The 16,861-nt window shown below is 44.6% G+C and carries 20 protein-coding genes; all 20 read left to right on the top strand.

Annotation, left to right across the window (positions count from 1 at the left end; genetic code table 11):
• Positions 1-61 precede the first annotated feature (61 nt).
• Positions 62-895, top strand: coding sequence for an RnfABCDGE type electron transport complex subunit D (locus tag ACFQ3J_RS07220; protein WP_251584016.1), 834 nt, complete (start codon positions 62-64; stop codon positions 893-895).
• A gap of 326 nt (positions 896-1,221) precedes the next feature.
• Complete coding sequence (locus ACFQ3J_RS07215) at positions 1,222-1,881, top strand: helix-turn-helix transcriptional regulator (RefSeq protein ID WP_091156418.1); 660 nt, start codon at positions 1,222-1,224, stop codon at positions 1,879-1,881.
• Positions 1,878-2,717: a tetratricopeptide repeat protein gene (locus ACFQ3J_RS07210; RefSeq protein WP_251584018.1), complete on the top strand. Its 840-nt coding sequence runs from the start codon at positions 1,878-1,880 to the stop codon at positions 2,715-2,717. The genes ACFQ3J_RS07215 and ACFQ3J_RS07210 overlap by 4 nt, the downstream gene beginning before the upstream one ends.
• A gap of 4 nt (positions 2,718-2,721) precedes the next feature.
• Complete coding sequence (locus ACFQ3J_RS07205; protein ID WP_251584020.1) at positions 2,722-3,867, top strand: beta-ketoacyl-[acyl-carrier-protein] synthase family protein; 1,146 nt, start codon at positions 2,722-2,724, stop codon at positions 3,865-3,867.
• Entirely contained in the window at positions 3,867-4,724 is an 858-nt protein-coding gene (locus ACFQ3J_RS07200; protein ID WP_091156424.1) for a beta-ketoacyl synthase N-terminal-like domain-containing protein, read from the top strand. The genes ACFQ3J_RS07205 and ACFQ3J_RS07200 overlap by 1 nt, the downstream gene beginning before the upstream one ends.
• On the top strand, positions 4,721-5,974 hold the full coding sequence (locus ACFQ3J_RS07195) for a beta-ketoacyl synthase N-terminal-like domain-containing protein (RefSeq protein WP_251584022.1): 1,254 nt from the start codon (positions 4,721-4,723) through the stop codon (positions 5,972-5,974). Before ACFQ3J_RS07200 ends, ACFQ3J_RS07195 begins: the two co-directional genes overlap by 4 nt.
• A 20-nt stretch (positions 5,975-5,994) precedes the next feature.
• Positions 5,995-6,750, top strand: a complete 756-nt coding sequence (locus ACFQ3J_RS07190; RefSeq protein WP_251584024.1) for an SDR family NAD(P)-dependent oxidoreductase — start codon at positions 5,995-5,997, stop codon at positions 6,748-6,750.
• Between the two features lie 17 nt (positions 6,751-6,767).
• Positions 6,768-7,001, top strand: a complete 234-nt coding sequence (locus tag ACFQ3J_RS07185; RefSeq protein WP_091156431.1) for an acyl carrier protein — start codon at positions 6,768-6,770, stop codon at positions 6,999-7,001.
• 3 nt (positions 7,002-7,004) lie between these two features.
• Entirely contained in the window at positions 7,005-8,045 is a 1,041-nt protein-coding gene (locus ACFQ3J_RS07180; RefSeq protein WP_379292471.1) for a DUF1702 family protein, read from the top strand.
• Positions 8,030-9,766: a CRTAC1 family protein gene (locus tag ACFQ3J_RS07175; RefSeq protein ID WP_251584029.1), complete on the top strand. Its 1,737-nt coding sequence runs from the start codon at positions 8,030-8,032 to the stop codon at positions 9,764-9,766. Before ACFQ3J_RS07180 ends, ACFQ3J_RS07175 begins: the two co-directional genes overlap by 16 nt.
• A 121-nt stretch (positions 9,767-9,887) precedes the next feature.
• Positions 9,888-10,355, top strand: coding sequence for a DinB family protein (locus tag ACFQ3J_RS07170; RefSeq protein WP_091156437.1), 468 nt, complete (start codon positions 9,888-9,890; stop codon positions 10,353-10,355).
• A gap of 235 nt (positions 10,356-10,590) precedes the next feature.
• On the top strand, positions 10,591-11,247 hold the full coding sequence (locus ACFQ3J_RS07165) for a helix-turn-helix transcriptional regulator (protein WP_091156439.1): 657 nt from the start codon (positions 10,591-10,593) through the stop codon (positions 11,245-11,247).
• Positions 11,248-11,291: 44 nt separating this feature from the next.
• Entirely contained in the window at positions 11,292-12,047 is a 756-nt protein-coding gene (locus tag ACFQ3J_RS07160) for a class I SAM-dependent methyltransferase (protein ID WP_251584031.1), read from the top strand.
• Between the two features lie 59 nt (positions 12,048-12,106).
• Positions 12,107-12,403 carry a cupin domain-containing protein gene (locus tag ACFQ3J_RS07155; protein WP_379292467.1) on the top strand — a complete coding sequence of 99 codons (297 nt, stop codon included), beginning with the start codon at positions 12,107-12,109 and terminating at the stop codon, positions 12,401-12,403.
• A 40-nt stretch (positions 12,404-12,443) separates the two neighbouring features.
• Positions 12,444-12,839, top strand: a complete 396-nt coding sequence (locus tag ACFQ3J_RS07150) for a 3-hydroxyacyl-ACP dehydratase FabZ family protein (protein ID WP_251584032.1) — start codon at positions 12,444-12,446, stop codon at positions 12,837-12,839.
• Positions 12,840-12,851: 12 nt separating this feature from the next.
• A complete protein-coding gene (locus tag ACFQ3J_RS07145) occupies positions 12,852-13,286 on the top strand; it encodes a 3-hydroxyacyl-ACP dehydratase FabZ family protein (RefSeq protein ID WP_251584033.1) in 435 nt (144 codons plus the stop codon).
• Positions 13,287-13,391: 105 nt separating this feature from the next.
• Positions 13,392-13,916 (top strand): hypothetical protein, encoded by a 525-nt coding sequence (locus ACFQ3J_RS07140; protein WP_091156450.1) that lies wholly within the window; start codon positions 13,392-13,394, stop codon positions 13,914-13,916.
• 97 nt (positions 13,917-14,013) lie between these two features.
• Entirely contained in the window at positions 14,014-15,210 is a 1,197-nt protein-coding gene (locus ACFQ3J_RS07135) for an NAD(P)/FAD-dependent oxidoreductase (RefSeq protein ID WP_251584034.1), read from the top strand.
• Positions 15,211-15,227: 17 nt separating this feature from the next.
• A complete protein-coding gene (locus ACFQ3J_RS07130) occupies positions 15,228-16,091 on the top strand; it encodes a PDZ domain-containing protein (protein ID WP_091156454.1) in 864 nt (287 codons plus the stop codon).
• A complete protein-coding gene (locus ACFQ3J_RS07125) occupies positions 16,092-16,781 on the top strand; it encodes a PDZ domain-containing protein (protein WP_251584035.1) in 690 nt (229 codons plus the stop codon).
• Positions 16,782-16,861 lie beyond the last annotated feature (80 nt).

Genomic DNA, 16,861 nt, shown 5'->3' with positions numbered 1-16,861 from the left:
CGAGCAAAATCTCGTTGAGTATCGCAATAATAAGTAATAAAAAGTATCTAGGAGGCTGCACATGAGAAATGAAGTTCGTACTAAACTGCGTCCAATTGTACATTGGGACGACTATAAGCTGGATCCAAGATATTTCATTCTTGTGTTTCTATCATTGTTCGCTATACTTGGTCAGGTGTACCTAGGTTTTTTTCAACGATGGGAGGCTGTATTCATATCCATTTCCTGTACAATGCTTACCGAGCTTTTCTTATCTCGTTGGAGGACAGGAACATGGTCGTTTCCATTAAGCGGTTTGATTACAGGTATCGGAGTAAGCCTGCTATTAAGCTCCAATGTGTTATGGATCTATGCCGTCACAGCAGTAATGTCCATTTCTCTCAAATATGTACTGCGATTTAAAGGAGGACACATATTCAACCCGAACAATGCTTCCATGGTGCTCGTGCTCGTGCTGCTTCCTCAATATGCAGTCAGCACACCGAAGCAATGGACGAACGGGATTGAAATTATGCTGTTAATTCTGATCCTGGGGATTCTCGTATGTTACGTTGCGAACAGGCTGGATTCGGTGCTCACCTTTATAGGAAGCTTTACAATTTTTGCGTTCTTAAGACATCTACTATACGGTGCTCCACTGTTTGCCGCATTAGGTCCTCTGATGGGAGCAGGACTTCAGTTGTTCGCTTTTTTTATGATGACAGATCCTAAATCCACCCCTACTACCCGTAAAGCAAGGATCCTGTTTGCTTTCCTTGTTGCATTGATGGACGCAGTCTATAGGATTCAACGAATTCCTAATCCTCAATTTTATGCACTGTTTACTATTAGTCTACTTTTTATAATTCCTTATCGTTATTGGATATCAAGAAAAGAAAGTAATATAACACAGTAAAGCATTTTAACTTATATATAATATGATTTTTTGACAAGCCTCTTCTGAAAATGGAATAGGCTTGTTTATTTTTCAATTAAAGACAATTTAACCCTAATTATGATCCGATTTACAGCTGTTTCGTCAAATTATTGTTTGCTAGGATGTTATAAGACGTTGTTTTCAGCAGAAAAAATTAGAGGTTTAGCACCAGTAGCAATAAAGTGAAAAAACACTAAGAATAAACAATTTTTACATAAGAAGTATTTTTAGTTCATTGGTAGCATGTAAACAGGCGGATTATTAAGGCTCTGTTAACATAATTCAAGCGAAGAAAGGAGATTTACATGAATGTACTCGTTATTTTATGCCAGCACGAAGAGGAAGAGGCTGAAGAGATCAGATCAATGTCAAAAAAGGCAGTGATACATCTGACTACTGATTTTCATGATGCGATGCAAGCAGCTGAGTCTAACAGCTATCAATATCATGTCGTTTACACCGCGCAGGGATCATTCCCTTCTTCCTGGGATCTTCAACAATTCCTAAGCCTTGCTCCTACGTTAATCCTGACGGGCGGGATGGTTCCAGCTGATTTCCTGCTCTCCATCATTGATACGATGGAAGTCGAGAATAACACACTAGAGGAAGGCAGCACGATGTTCTGTAAATCTCTGGCTTACATTCAGAGCCATCTATGCGACCAGGATTTATCGCTTGAGAAGGCCGCTTCACAGATCTTTGTTAGCAGACACTACTATTCAAGAATGTTCCAGAAGCACGTTGGTATGGGTTTCAAGGAATACATCATTCGCAAAAGAATTGAAAAAGCGAAGAAACTGCTAAAAAGCGGTCATTCCGTTACTGATGTGTGCTATGCAATTGGTTATAACGACTTGACTCACTTCTCTAAAATTTTCAAGCGAATCGTTGGTGTTAACCCTTCGATCTTCAGGCAGAAATGGAGAGGGAGTGATTGCATTACGGAATGGGGGGGTGCTTCATGAAAAATCGATGGAAAAGAACTTTAATTGTTTCCTGTTGTACAGCAGTCGTCTTTGCGGTAATTGGTGCAGTTTCGTATCAGCAATGGATTAAACCATATGACTTGCCGAAGCTTGATTCCGGTTTGTCCATTCAAGATTACAAACTCGATTTCAAGCTGGAGAAGGAGACTCCACCTGTGAACTCGGAGCTGACCAACCGCGAGTTACTGGATTTGATAAAGCAATCTCCGGACAACCTTGTATATTCTACAGAGCTAAGGCTCAGGATGTCCCGCGAATCACAGCCAGAACAGTTTATTGATCTAATGAATCAAGTTGAGTTAACACCTGATATAGTACTGCAGCAAGCTCTAGCCTATGTTGATACGCTTCAGGATCTTGATTTAGGCACTGCCGCACTGGGTCAGAAATCTGCACAATCCATACATCTGCTGGATGAACTGCTGAGTGAGGACCCTTACAATGTCCCTGCTCACTATGCTCGTGGACTTAACAATCTTTATTGGCCCCAGGGTCTGCAACGAGCGGATAAAGCAGTTCAGGACTTCGCTTTTTGTATAGCCGTTGAACAAATGGACCCTTCTATCGATTTTGCCTTCTGGCCAGATATTTATACTGCCTTTGGTGATGCACTGGTTAAAGCGGGAGATGTCTCGGAAGGAATGACTGCCTGGAAACAAGGCTTTGAGAAATATCCGGATGACCAAGCTTTGTCTGAAAGAGCAGAAGCAGATGAGACGGAGGCATATGAAATTGTGAAACGTGATCGGGGAATTGATGGCTTCCAGCGCCCGGATCCTGCCATTTCAGATATCAGTAAATTGTGGAAGAGGTGAGATTATGGAGCCGATTGTAATCACAGGTATGGGAATTGTAACAGCTATTGGAAGTAATGTTCATGATTTTTGGCATAATATGCTGTCTGGGACACAAGGTACACGTGATATAGCTTCTTTTGACGTATCTGGGCATGCCAACAAACGTGGGTGTGAGGTGGAACATGTATTTCCCTATAGCGGGAGCATGAATCAAGGATTAGGAAAAGCTGCAGCCATGTATCTATCCGCAGCAGAAGATGCTTTGTATCAAGCCAAGCTATCGAATCCAGCTCAATTTCGAACAGGGATATGTGTGGGAACAACCATGGGCGAATCAACCCCCATCATCAAAAACGGATATCGTCAAGGTCCTCATGTTATCTCGGATCAAATTGCTGATTCCTTACAGCTGAAGGGTCCAAAATGGACGATGACCAATGCATGTGCTGCAGGGAATTTTGCGATTGCACAAGCAATGGATGAGCTTAAATATGGTCGTGCTGATTGTATGATTACTGGCGGGGTAGATGCTCTGTCTTGGACAGCGTTCACTGGATTCGGCAGTTTAAGAGCGATGTCAAGCGATTGGTGCCGGCCTTTTGATGTAAATCGAACAGGATTAATTCTCGGTGAAGGAGCTGGTGTCCTTATATTGGAACGGGAAAGTGATGCACGTGCCCGCGGAGTTTCTCCACTTGCATACCTGCTTGGTTATGGTCTTACCTCTGATGCGTACCATATTACACAGCCTGATCCTTCCGGGGTTGGTGCAATGCGTTCTATGCTTGAGGCACTGAGGATGGCTGAATTAACACTGGAGGACATCGGCTATGTTAGTGCGCACGGAACAGGAACCCCGGCTAACGATCGAACAGAAGCAAAGGCATTATTCGAGCTGTTTGGTGAAGATATACTTACCAGTTCGATTAAAGGACATATTGGACACACACTGGGAGCGGCAAGCGCCATAGAGGCAATTGCAAGTGTGAACATGCTCAGATACGGCTGGCTTCCTCACACACTTAATTTGGAGCAGCTTGATCCAGATTGCCGCGTTCGTGTTATCGCTAAGCGTCCATTACGCAAGCAGCCAAATTTCATCCTCTCCAATGCATTTGCCTTTGGAGGTATCAACTCTTCCATTGTTCTAGGAAAGGCGGGAGCATAATGGAGGCATTTATTCAAGGCAGCGCATGGCTATCCCCCATAGGCTTGCGAACAGAGATTAACCGAAGCCATGTACCTTCATCACCATATATAACGATTGAAAGCCTTAATTTATTGAATCCAATTCAATTACCTCGGATCCCCGATATCGCCAAGGCCTGTATTGCTGCAGTGCAAGAAGCAATTCATGATGCGGGTCTCTCAGATCTTTCCTTATCAGGAGTTCCGGAGCGGGCAGGACTCGTCGTTGGCAATAACCTCTCAAGTTTATTTTCGATTGAAGCCTTACAGAAGGATGCTGAGAAATATGGACCCAATCGGGTTAATCCGGCCATCTTTCCCAATACGGTGTACAACTCACTAGCCGGATATATATCCATGTACACCAATATCAAAGGTACCAACACCACATTGTCTGGAGGGGCAGGCACAGTTCCGGCCGCAATATTATATGCCTTACAGCTCCTTCAGCAAGGCAGACATGACCGAGTGATCGTATGTAATGTGCACCTAATACCGCCAGAGCACAGGATTGAGTCCGAACTATTATTGAAATCAGTTCAGTCTTCAGACCAATACTTGGAGGAACGTATCACAGTACTCCTGATCGAAAGGCCGGGTGTCAGTGCACGGCAAACGTATTCAATTCATGGACAGCTGAAAATATCCCCGATAGGACCAGCAGCATCTTTAACGACGGAGTCGGAAGATATGGATCTTGTACTGATTAAGTATGGTCAGGATAAGGGAGGTCTGGATGCATGCGAAGCCAATGGATGTTTGCCGAATAGAGATATACTGCAGCTCAAACTGGAAAAAAAAGATGATGAACGCAAGAAGGAGGCAGAGAGGATATGAATGCTCGTGTCTCTATTATCGGAGCCAGCGCGCTCGGAGCACCGGGGATAGGAAGAGAAGAGGTTTGGAAAGGAATGAAAACTTCCAGAAACAGTCCCAATCTTCGCAGATATGAAATGTATGATGGTACGACCATCAACTTCCCAGTGTACGAAATGCCTCCATTGGATTTGAAGGCTTGGCTTGCTCGAGCTGAACGCAGGTGGATTGAGCAGGAAGGACTGGATAAGGATCCAGACTTTGTGTTTATGCTTGTTGCAGCTCTTCTAGCCATTGACGAGGCTTGTCTCTCAAAAGCTGAACTGAGCAAGAGTGCACTTGTCATTGGTCATGAGAATCCAGGTATAAATCCATTTATTGATAAAATTCTTCAATCACAGAATCATATGCTGCAGCAAGGTGTATCTCCCCTTACTTCTTTTGAACAGCATAAACAAGATATTTTTCGGTTGCAGACATTCCCTTATCTATTCTATCTGGCCAAATTACTCGGTATTCAAGGTGTATCCTACATTACAAATAATGCTTGTGCCTCTGGACTCTATGCCATGGAGCTGGGCAGGCAGATCATTCAGCAGGGACAGGCTGAAAGTGTGGTTGTTGTATGTGCTGATTATGTACATGCGACCGAATATTTGTGGCTCGGGGACAAAGGCTTCCATTCACCCCGGCAAATATTGAAACCATTTGATTCAGAACGTGACGGTTCGGTGCTCGGAGATGGGGCAGCAGCGATTGTCATGACAAGTCCTGAGAAGGCAAATGCAGGTGGACGAGAGCTTGGCACATATCTCGGAGGAGCGTTTCAGCAGGATGGATGGAATCTGTCACTGCCGAATGTTGCTTCCCATTCCTATTCGAGCGTTATATCTAGAGCAATGCAGCACAGCAATCTTAAGGAGCTGGATCTGCTAATTCCACACGGAACAGGTATGCAAATGTGGGATGCTTATGAAGTGGCAGAAATAGCAAGGGCATTCGCTGATTTAAATATGCCTCTTCCGCAGATGACGGCCTTGAAAGGTTATTTCGGACATACGCTTGGTGCAAACACGCTGCTCGAAATTGTCTGCATGCTGGAGAGCATGGAGCAAGGTGTGATTCCTCCAGCGGCCAACTATAGCAACCATCATTTCAAAATAGATTTACCTATGACGACACGATGGGAATCCCGGAGCATCAAGACTGCGGTCAAATGCGTGTCTGCCTTTGGAGGATTCCTTGCAGCTGGAGTGTTCGAAAAAAATTAACTCAGAAAGGGGCAGACACCTTGGGTTGCATTGCTTGGAATTTCAGTGGGGATCATGTATTGGTTACAGGAGGAGCTACAGGTATTGGCAGAGAGACGGTCATCAAGCTGGCTCGTGCCGGTGCGGTCGTGTACTTCACTTATTTCAATTCAGGTAAGAAGGCTCAACAACTGGTAGAAGATCTTTCAATGGAGGGGCATACAGCACACGCACTACACTGTGATTTCTCATCGGAATCCCAGATCAAGCAGTTGACGAAACAATTCGCAGATCGGATGGCTTATCCAATTAATATGATTGTCAGCAATGCTGGCATCACGGCAGACAGCTCACTATACAATATGTCAGAAGCAGAATGGGAGCAGGTGTATCAGGTCAATCTTCGAGCACTTTATTTTCTCTCAAGGTCTATGCTGAAACATCTCGCGGTAAACCGTGGGGTTATGGTGAATGTTACTTCCATCTCAGGGCAGATCGGGATGTCTGGACAGACCAATTATTCAGCAGCCAAAGCTGGAATTATAGGTTTCAGCAAGGCATTGGCCAAGGAGCTTGGACCGCTCGGCGTGAGAATCAACTGCGTAGCCCCTGGCTATATTGATACCTTAATGACTCAGGAGCTTCAGACTACGAGAAAAAAAGAACTGTCCAATTCTATTGCTTTAAAACGTATGGGTACTCCTGGCGAAGTCGCAGACCTGATTCTATATCTGTTGTCGGACAATGCGTCCTACGTTACGGGAGAAGTGGTTGGAATAAGTGGGGGACTAATATAAGGCGGAGGGTGATCAGTATGGAGGATATAAGGAACAGAATTATTGAGATTGTGGAAGAAATGACTCAGGAATCCTTGTCTGCGGATGCACTCAACAGCACCTTTGAAGAACTGGGAATTGATTCCTTGATGGCATTGGAGCTTGCGGTTCATCTGGAACGTGAATTCGGAGTTCAGTTGACTGAAGGTGAGTTGGGTACTCTACAGCATCTTCAGGACATTGTGGATATTGCCGACACAAGAAAGGAATAAGCAATGCTGAACGGTGGTCTAATGGTTGTTGTCTCAATCCTTGTTTTGGTCTTCTTGTTTATTTTTCTATATGCTCGATTAATTAGGCAAAATATACCTCAAATGTTAAAACGATTTACCGGTGGAGACGACAGCCCTTTCGGATGCCGATTCACACAGATCCTGCAAAGTTTTTTGACGGGTCACAATCTGGCATCGAATTGCGGTACTAGGATGAACAAGATTAAAACTGTGCTTGACAAAGAATTCAGCGATTTTTATCGCGGGTTCGCCTATGAAGGTGCAGGTATGGGTTTTGGAGCTCGATCGATGCTTCAACTCAGCAATCGTGGACAAGCATTTGAGAGATATATTTATCGGCTCAATCCTGATCACATCTATCAGTACTATGTCGGATTAGGCTGGTGGCTGTATTCCGTTTATCGATTCAGAATGAGTTCTTATCAGCGCTGGATTCGAAATATGGATCCGTACTATGCGCCAATGCTCTTCGATGGGGTCGGATTCAAGGCAGGGTTGTTTGACTACGGCATCAACCCAGTCTTATTCAGCCAGCTGAGACATATGGGGACAAGCCCATTACGAGTAGGTTGCCAGGGTTATGGTCGATCATTGTGGTTTCAATGCCGATTTGAAATTTCAACCGTGCTGAATAATCTGAAGAATATGCCTGAAGAGGTTCGTCAGGATGTCATGAGCGGTGTCGGCCTTGCTGTTGCTTACAGCTTGTTTGACAATCCTGGGAGTGTTCAAGGCGTTTATCGGGTGATTCCTCAGAAGTATCATGCATCATTCAGACAGGGAATGGCTTTCGGATGGGAAGCAAGAAAGCTCCAGAATAGAAGGTATTGGGACGATATGACGAGTAAGATGGATCCGGAATGGCACAGCAAGATGGAAGAAGGCGTCAAGGTTGTTCATTTGGCACGTGAACTTGCCGGCTCGTACAATCCCGAATCGCATTATATTCGATGGATAGACAAGACAAGACAATTAATGAATGATTACGATGTGATAGGAGGATGGACATGCAGAAAAAGATGAAAAAATACGGTTTACTGTTATCCATTATCATGATTGCGGGCTGTACATCGGGAGAATCAAGTTCGCTGGTAGATCGTGGATTTCAGTATGAGGAGATCAGTGTAAGCTCTGGCATAGAATTTACACATCTGACGGAAACATTCGATCCCAAGCTCAGTAATATTATGCCCTGGATGTCTGCAACTGGCGCTGCGGTAGCGGTTGGTGATTACAACGGAGACGGGTATATGGATTTATACTATGCCAATTCCCAACGAGGCAGCAAAAATATGCTTTATCGGAACAATGGAGATGGTACGTTCACTGAAGCCGCGGAAGAAGCCGGGATTGCAGACGTTAATCGGGAAGGAATTTCGGAAACCGTACTGTGGCTGGATATTGACAATAGCGGTCATCCCAGTTTATTTGTGGGAGCTTGGGGCAAGAGCCGCTTATATAAGAATAATGGAGACGGAACCTTTACAGATATTACGGACACCTCGGGAACAGGATATGAAGGCTATGTCAGCAAAGCCATTTCACTAGATTATAATCGGGATGGCTACCTGGATATTTATTTGAGCTGTTATTTTAACGAGGAGCACGATCTTTGGAGCCTCCAATCAACCAAGATCATGCATGATGATTTTGAACGAGCTCGTAATGGCGGACGCAATGTGCTGTTAATGAACAATGGTGATCAGACCTTCACAGATGTATCCAAACAGATGAATGTTGATGACCCCGGCTGGACGCTGGCCTCCGGGGCTGCTGATCTGAACCAGGACGGGTGGCCTGATATTTATAATGCCAATGATTTTGGGCCCGACATGCTGCTGATTAATCAAGAAGGCAAAGGCTTTCAATCAGTGGTTCAAAAGAGAGGAGTAGGTGATGATACCTTCAAAGGAATGAATGTTGACTTTGCAGACTTGTTCCATGATGGCAGACTTGTCAACTTTGTCAGCAATATTAGTAAGGAAAAATATTTGCTGGAAGGTAATCAGCTGTGGCATGAGAATGAGGAAGGCCAGTTTGTAGACAGGGCCAAGGAGATGGGAGTGCAGCAGTCGGGATGGTCATGGGGAGCAAGGTTCTTTGATGCCGATAACAGCGGAAATATGAGTCTAATGGTGACCAACGGATTTATATCCGCTGACAAGAAGGATGAATACTGGTTTGATATGGGGACACTTGCGACAACCCCGGGTTATATCGTTGAGGATGCGACCAGCTGGCCTGCATTTAACAACAAGAGCATGTCTGGATATGAGCCCAAACCGCTGTATTTAAATAACGGTGAGAAGTTCATCGACGTATCGAAGGATGTCGGAATAACATTCACGGAGGACAGCCGCGGCGTGGCAGCAGTCGATCTGTTTAATAGAGGAGTCAATGATCTTGTATTTGCAAATCAGGGCTCGAAAACTAAAGTGTACAGAAATGAAATAACGAACGGGAATCATTGGATTAAACTCGACCTGATCGGTACATTTCCAAGCAATCGAGATGCCGTTGGTTCAAGAGTGACTTTCGAGGTTAACGGTGTCAAGACGGTGGTTGAAAAAGACGGTGGCAACAGCCATGGTGCTCAGAGTGACCCAAGGATTCATTTTGGGCTTGGCAAGCATGACAAAGTGGACAAGATCACGATTAAATGGCCCAGTGGACGAACACAAATGCTTGAAGATGTACCTGGAGATCGTATAATGCAGATTGAAGAACCATCAGAAACGGAGTAATCAACCTGTCCGTTTCATAGGAGCGAGATTTATTTTCGCTCCTATTTTTTCGTGATGAGAAATAGAGGATTTAAAAGATATTTGTATAATATTGGTATATGACAAAAAAGGAGGGAACCTAATGGAAAGAAGACACGAGGTTTTATTTGAGCAATTGAATACATATCGGACAGAATTACTGGAGCTAGTGAAGGATATTTCAGAAGAAGAAGCAGAGATCGTACCCCAGGGCTTCAATAACAATATCAGATGGAATCTGGGGCATGTCATTATTGATCAGTACTTATGGTTAAGAGTGCTCACCAAAGAAGATCCGCCTGTATCCATGGCATTTAATGAATGGTTCGGTTATGGAACAAGCCCGTCTCAGTTCACAGATGACACTCCATCCTTGTCAGAACTGGTCACTTTGCTGAACGAACAGCCAAGGTTCATTCAGGAAACGTACAAGGATCGGATGGAAGAAGAGTTTGCCCCTACCGAGATGGGGATGCACACTATCGAGCAAGTGCTTATCAGAACTATATTTCATGAAGGGCTCCATGTCGGTGCGGTTACAGCAATAAAGAGACAAATCAAAGATAGATAGTTCAGGAGACGCTGCTTTCTAATGAAAGCAGTGTCTTTTTTTATTGCATTTTTACAGATCGTCAATTAAAGCCGAAAGAGCATTCAAATCAACAGAGTATTGAATCTACGTTCTCCTATACCATGATTATAGGCTGTATATAGTCAGCTATCACATGCATGGAGGTGAACTTATCATCTTTACTTCAACAGGAGTCCCTCATTATATTAACTTCATTCATACGGAGGGATAAACTATGGAACGATTAATCGTACTTCACGAATATTCAGAGTTCGAATGTTTAGCTTTCAAAGAAAAGATGGATTCCTACTGCGATGTAATCCTGTCTTCATTGCCGGAATTCAGTATCACTCCTTCAGCACTAAATGATTATCAAATGGTGTTTATCATTTCCAAAGCACGTGAATTGCCGGCCCATTGGGACCTCGAAGAAGTCATGAAACAAATCCCTGTAGTTCTTATCTTAAGCAGCGAATTACCGGATTTGATTATGTTTGTCGGCATGTTTGAAGTCATGGAGAGAGTGGATGCTGCTGTTCATTCGTCAGATGATTCGCAGCAGGCAAGGCTTTTTAGAAAAGCACTGATGTATATTGAAGAGAATCTGGGCAGCAATGAATTGGCGCTAGATGTGCTCTCGTCTTATTTATGCATTAGCCCTTCCTACTGCTCTCGGATCTTTCAGAAATACGCAGGAAAAGGGTTTAAAGAGTACACTATGGAGCGCCGAATACAACTCGCAAAATCCTTGCTTGAAGGCGGTTCTCTCGTCACTGACGTGTGCTTGTCAGTGGGATACGGGGATTTGACACATTTCACGCGTACCTTTCGGCGACTCATTGGAATGAACCCTTCGGAATATCGGGTTGCTCACCTGCGCAAGACAGTTTAGAAACTGATATGAAAATATACATTACGAAAGGAGAGACGGCACGAATGATGGATCGTCTCGAGGATTTCTTCAAAGAAGATTATTTGCTGCTGTCACAAGCCATTATGACACCGGAACGAACAAAAGCAGAAGTGAAATGGATTCTTGACTTGCTTGTTCTCGACAAGGGCTCTTCCATCCTCGATCTCGGCTGCGGTCAAGGACGACTTAGCATACCGCTGGCACAGCAAGGATACCAAGTAACAGCCTTCGATTACTCTACTGTATCCCTGAAGCGGGCAAAAGAAGAGTCCGTGAAGTCAGGCGTTGAGGAGAACATTGAGTTCATTCAAGGATTAATGAGCAATCTGGAGGGAAGTGACGAATATGATGCGGTTCTCAATATAGGAACTGCTATCGGTTATCTCGACGAAGAGGATGATCATGCCGCTATTCAGCGGGTATTCCAAGCCCTCAAGCCAGGTGGAACCTTTCTCATTGAAACAGAGAATCGAGATTATAAAGTAACGCAATATCAGCCGCGGCGATGGGATGATATGAACGGTGTGCCGGTATGGTCGGAGCGTTTTTTCTACCCGACGACAGGACGCTGGGTAGAAAAGATTCAGTGGTTCAGGGAACGGAGTATGCGCTCAACGACACTTGATGTCCGCCTTTACTCCGCAACAGAGTTGACAACAATGCTGAAGAAAGCAGGATTTACAGATGTCTGTGTATATGGCAGCTTGCAACGGGATCCCTTGAACATATCCAGTCCACGAATGGTGCTGTCCGCTGTAAAGCCACATCGTGAACAATAAATCAAGGAGGGGAAGAAAATGAATCGAGAACATTTCATATCAAAAATCAGTGAGCGTGAGTGGAAAAGGGAGTCTTTCACAATTCAGAATATCAGCCGCTATGGAAAGAGCAGACGGCAAAGAGCAGAACGGAAGCATTCATCGTCAAGCTGCACCCGGGCGGCTTCATTCCTGTTCACAACCATCCGGGCCGAGAATATGCTTACGTGCTTGAAGGCAGTATGCTGGCAGGCGGAGAAACGATGGTACAAGGGGATTTCCTTACTGCGGGTCCTGGTGAGCTTCACGACATCCAGACCGATACAGGAGTTATCTTTTTTATTGTCATTGAAGAACCCATCGAAATTATAGACTAGCGCCATGAACCATGTCGATTATACAAGTTTGATTACTCAATTGCCCCAACAGCCTCCTTTTCGCTTCGTAGAGCAAATTATTCATTATGAGCCTGGCAAGAAACTAGAAGCATCGATTCGTCTGCAATCCGTTCATAAGCACATGTACGAGCTGCCCTTCTTTCCTGAAGTATGTGTATTGGAAGGACTAGCCCAATCTGCGGTGCTGCTCGTTCAGCTGGAGACGGGCCCTCTCTTAGAGGGAGAGATCCCCATTCTTGGTTCCTTGTTTATGCGTCAGTCGGAACCCGTTTCCTGGCAAGAAACACTTATATATGAAGTCAGCCCAATTCGCTTGTTTACTTCTCAAGCCAGAATTGAAGCCAGAGCATATGCAGCAGACCGATTAGTTGCTGAGGGGGAACTGAGTTTAGCCAAAATTCAATCGACTGTATAAGGGGGATAATCCATGCTGCACTCCTTGTCTCCTGAAGATCTGCTGCCCGGCTCCAAACCATGGATTCTTGTTGACAAAGTGCTGCAATCAGATGAAGCAGCCCGGATATCAACCATAAAGCTAATAAGTTTAAGCGATTATTTTTTGCAAGGACATTTTAAGAGCTACAGTATATATCCAGGTGTCTTGCTTATTGAGGGCATTCGACAAAGCCTGCATTTGCTTCTGAAGTCAGGCTGCTCTTCTAAAAATAATAATGTAGAGCTTACGAACATGCAGGTTCGATTTCTCATGCCTGTGCTTCCGGGGGATGTTATTGAATACGTGGTTCACATTCAAGAGCTTCAAGATGTAAAAAAGGACGATTTCTTCGACGTGTTCGCAGCCGGCACAGTTAAGAACAAGCCTATAATCACTTTTAAAGCAAAATGCAGGAAATGGAAATAAAAGCCGAACATTTGAGTGGATGAAGCAGAGCGCCATAGCACGATTTGGATGATAATAAAATTGTACTTCGGCCGAAGTAACAACCATTCCACGGAGGTAAGAAAAATGATTACAAAACTTCTTAAAAAAGCATCTATGACATTGCCTAACTCAAACAGTACCACGGTATTGGAGCTTGCTGACGGTCGTTCCGAAAAACTTTATTTCTCTCAAGTGAAGCCTACAGAATTTACGGTGTCTGACTCAGAATTCACAATGAAATCCGGCATCAGCGTTGAGCTTGACATCAAAAATGTTGATCTCGTAGCGACATCTGAAGTTTTGTGGCCAGGTGAAAAAGTCTATGTACGCGGAGGGAATGCATCAACTGGCAAAGCTTTGAAGGGCGAGGTGAGTATTCCACTGGGCATGAATATTAACAGCAATGTTCCGGGTGAAACTTGGCTTTACTGGGATATTGAAACACCGGAAGGTACATTCGTAAATCAAACTCCCATTCACATGACTGGAATGGTGAAAGGACTTCCACCGCAAGCTACTGAGTTTTCATCCCAGGATGTAATCTCGCTCTATGATCAGCTTGATGGCAAGTTCGCTGGCACAATCTATGCCTGCACGCAAGTTACCTAATCATTGATCTAAAGGCACATTGCAGCACAGAAGTTACAGCTCGACAAATCAGTCTTCGGACTGATTTGTCGAGATTTTCTTGAAGGGAGGCGAATGAATGTATGATGCCGTTATCGTTGGGGCCAGGTGTGCCGGAGCAGCACTTGCCATTTTTCTGGCTCAAAAGGGTTACAAAGTCGCTATGGTAGATCGCGATACGTTCCCTAGTCATACGACTTCTACGCATGTGACGGGTGAGATTGATATCTATCAAAGGCTGGGTGTGCTGGAACAGCTTGAAGCCGCTGGAGCTCCTTCGCTCCGACGAATGCATGTTCATCTGGGTACCAGCAGCTTTGAATCAGATATGCTGGTGACACCAAGAGCTATTGGGCTTCGCCGTTACCATTTTGACCAAATTCTCATTCAAAAAGCGATGTCATACCCTACGGTAAGCTTTGAACAAGGGTGCTTGGTTACCGGGCTGATCCAGGATCGGGGAAAGGTTCAGGGAATAAGCATCAGAAAAGGAGCCGTTCAAAAAGAATTAATGGCAAACGTCATTGTTGGAGCAGACGGATATTTTTCCTTTGTCGCAAGCAGGGTGAATGCCGCATCGTATGAGACCTCTCCGTTAATGAGGCCAGCTTATTACGGTTATTTCAGGAATGTTAAACCGTTGCCTATACCGGCAGTTGAGTGGTTCTGGAACGAGGAGGATATCATTTTCTGCAACCCGACTGATGACGACCTTCATACCGTATTGGTAATGCCGCCTATGTCGGAGATGAAACGCTGGATGAGAAGTCCAAAGGATATGCTGCTAGAACGAATAACAAAAATACCCGGACTGCATGAACGGATGCAAGCAGCACAGCTGTCTGATCGAGTTCGAGGCATTGGAGCGAGACCCATGTATTTAAAGCAAGCATATGGACAAGGCTGGGCTCTTGTAGGAGACGCAGGAGCGTATGTACATCCGGTTACCGGTTCAGGAATGGATAATGCCGTAGGAAGCGCGGAGCTATTGAGCAAGGCACTCCATGAAGTGTTCACTGGACAGGCTTCCTGGGAAAACGCTTTGAAGACCTATCAGACCAAGCGTGATGAGCTAATCAAGCCGCAGATGCATGGGGCCCATGTATCCATGAACAGGGCTGATCAAGCCATTAACTACGAGAAGCTTCAATGGCTGCAAGCCTTATGCACTTTTCCTGGCTTGACTCATGACTTAGCAGCAAACGTGAAAGAGGTTGCCAGAATACTCGGCAATGAACGGTATGAACAGCTCGAAAAAATGATGATGCCAAATTAATGGAGGGGGAAGCGAACATGCTTAGCGAAGACAGAAGACATACGGTCAATGTGATTCATCTGGAGTCTACACCTGAGACGGTATGGAGGATGATTGCCACAGTTTCCGGCTCAAATGCCTATTTGAGCGATTTCGGAAGCAGCACTGGGGATCCAGACCATCCGCAGGCGGGTGACAAATTCCGTTTTACTTATGGGGATATCGAAAATGAAACGGAATGTATAGCTTCTCAATTTCCACACATGTACAAGCTATCGGATTGTTATGTCTCTATTCTGTCTAACGGCGATACAGTCGAGTATAATTTGCAAACTACTTTTTTGATAGAACAGCAAGGCCCTTTTGTGATACTTACCGTAGAAGTTGAAGGATATGGGAACGAAGGACATGGTTTATGGCTCAGAGAGTGTATGGAGACCGGGTGGAGAAGATCACTCACGAATTTGAAATGTGTGCTTGAACTTGGGCTGGATTTAAGGCTGAATTTGTTCGGCTACCCAAGACTCGGAGTCACTAATACAGGACACTCGGAAATTTATGAGAAAGAAACCGGATTACGTGCGGGTAAAGGTAATTACATCATGCAAGCTTTTTCTCAAGGTCCGGCTTACAAGGCAGGAATTAGAAGTGGTGATGTCATTCTTACTGTGAATGGAGCTGAAGTCAACACCCATAAAGCACTGGTTGTTGCTTTGTCCAAGCAATATAACAATCCGGCACCAATCAAGGTGCTGTACGCAAGAGATCGGCAGCTTTATGAAACGGAAGTTCATCTGTCCTACGACGAGAAATTCACAGGCTTTGTCGATGCGAAGACGAAGGAAGAGCTGCAAAGACTGAAGAGAGAACGAAGTATGGCTGCGGATAAGGAGGGAATATGATTGAACACGTCAACCCGCTTCCGAAATGAGATTCATATAATGGGAGATCAAGAGGAAATCTGGGGCTACTTGTCCACTTTAGAAGGGTACCTATCCTTCTTTGCAGACAGCGGTGTACAGCATGGAGATGAACTTGTTATGGAATACGGAGGTATTACTAATCGGGTTGAAATCCATGTACTAACAACGAATCAATCACTCCAGTGGAGACATGCTTACGAGATTTCAGGGAAAGAGTATCCGCTCATCACCACCTTTTACCTTCAGAGCTCTACCCCATATGTTATTGTCCGTGTCGAAGTCAGTGGATTCGGTCAAGAACCGGATGATTTGTTTGTTAAGGATCTGATGGATGAGACATGGACAAGAACGTTATTTAATTTAAAAAGTGTGGTGGAACTGGGAAGCGATATTCGCCAGGCCCTGTTCGGACATCGCCGTCTCGGAATTCTAAGCACAGGAATAAGTGATGGAAACCGGGTTTTATATTGCTTTGAAGGAAGCCCAGCGGCAGCAGCAGGTCTTAGAGCAGGAGATATCATTCGATCTATTGATGATCGTCCTGTCACGAATCACAAAGCCCTGGTCCGTGAATTGGCACGCAATACACTGCGGAAGTCAGAGATTGTCTTGAACTATGAGCGCGAAGGAATTCTCCATAATACCATGGTAAAATGGCTTGACGAATAATATAGAAATATTTCACAATTAAACTAAATATTTATTTGCTTCATCTCAAACTAATGAATGATAGAAGAGGGAGGTCGAAG

This window comes from Paenibacillus provencensis, assembly GCF_042678545.1.
GTDB classification, from domain to species: Bacteria; Bacillota; Bacilli; order Paenibacillales; family Paenibacillaceae; genus Paenibacillus; species Paenibacillus provencensis.
This window is presented reverse-complemented; position numbering and strand designations above follow the sequence as displayed.

Bases quoted from the DNA above. Each gene is read 5' to 3' on its own strand.
- ACFQ3J_RS07220 (WP_251584016.1), top strand. From the start codon at position 62: ATGAGAAATGAAGTTCGTACTAAACTGCGTCCAATTGTACATTGGGAC.
- ACFQ3J_RS07215 (WP_091156418.1), top strand. From the start codon at position 1,222: ATGAATGTACTCGTTATTTTATGCCAGCACGAAGAGGAAGAGGCTGAA.
- ACFQ3J_RS07210 (WP_251584018.1), top strand. From the start codon at position 1,878: ATGAAAAATCGATGGAAAAGAACTTTAATTGTTTCCTGTTGTACAGCA.
- ACFQ3J_RS07205 (WP_251584020.1), top strand. From the start codon at position 2,722: ATGGAGCCGATTGTAATCACAGGTATGGGAATTGTAACAGCTATTGGA.
- ACFQ3J_RS07200 (WP_091156424.1), top strand. From the start codon at position 3,867: ATGGAGGCATTTATTCAAGGCAGCGCATGGCTATCCCCCATAGGCTTG.
- ACFQ3J_RS07195 (WP_251584022.1), top strand. From the start codon at position 4,721: ATGAATGCTCGTGTCTCTATTATCGGAGCCAGCGCGCTCGGAGCACCG.
- ACFQ3J_RS07185 (WP_091156431.1), top strand. From the start codon at position 6,768: ATGGAGGATATAAGGAACAGAATTATTGAGATTGTGGAAGAAATGACT.
- ACFQ3J_RS07180 (WP_379292471.1), top strand. From the start codon at position 7,005: ATGCTGAACGGTGGTCTAATGGTTGTTGTCTCAATCCTTGTTTTGGTC.
- ACFQ3J_RS07175 (WP_251584029.1), top strand. From the start codon at position 8,030: ATGCAGAAAAAGATGAAAAAATACGGTTTACTGTTATCCATTATCATG.
- ACFQ3J_RS07170 (WP_091156437.1), top strand. From the start codon at position 9,888: ATGGAAAGAAGACACGAGGTTTTATTTGAGCAATTGAATACATATCGG.
- ACFQ3J_RS07165 (WP_091156439.1), top strand. From the start codon at position 10,591: ATGGAACGATTAATCGTACTTCACGAATATTCAGAGTTCGAATGTTTA.
- ACFQ3J_RS07160 (WP_251584031.1), top strand. From the start codon at position 11,292: ATGATGGATCGTCTCGAGGATTTCTTCAAAGAAGATTATTTGCTGCTG.
- ACFQ3J_RS07145 (WP_251584033.1), top strand. From the start codon at position 12,852: ATGCTGCACTCCTTGTCTCCTGAAGATCTGCTGCCCGGCTCCAAACCA.
- ACFQ3J_RS07140 (WP_091156450.1), top strand. From the start codon at position 13,392: ATGATTACAAAACTTCTTAAAAAAGCATCTATGACATTGCCTAACTCA.
- ACFQ3J_RS07135 (WP_251584034.1), top strand. From the start codon at position 14,014: ATGTATGATGCCGTTATCGTTGGGGCCAGGTGTGCCGGAGCAGCACTT.
- ACFQ3J_RS07130 (WP_091156454.1), top strand. From the start codon at position 15,228: ATGCTTAGCGAAGACAGAAGACATACGGTCAATGTGATTCATCTGGAG.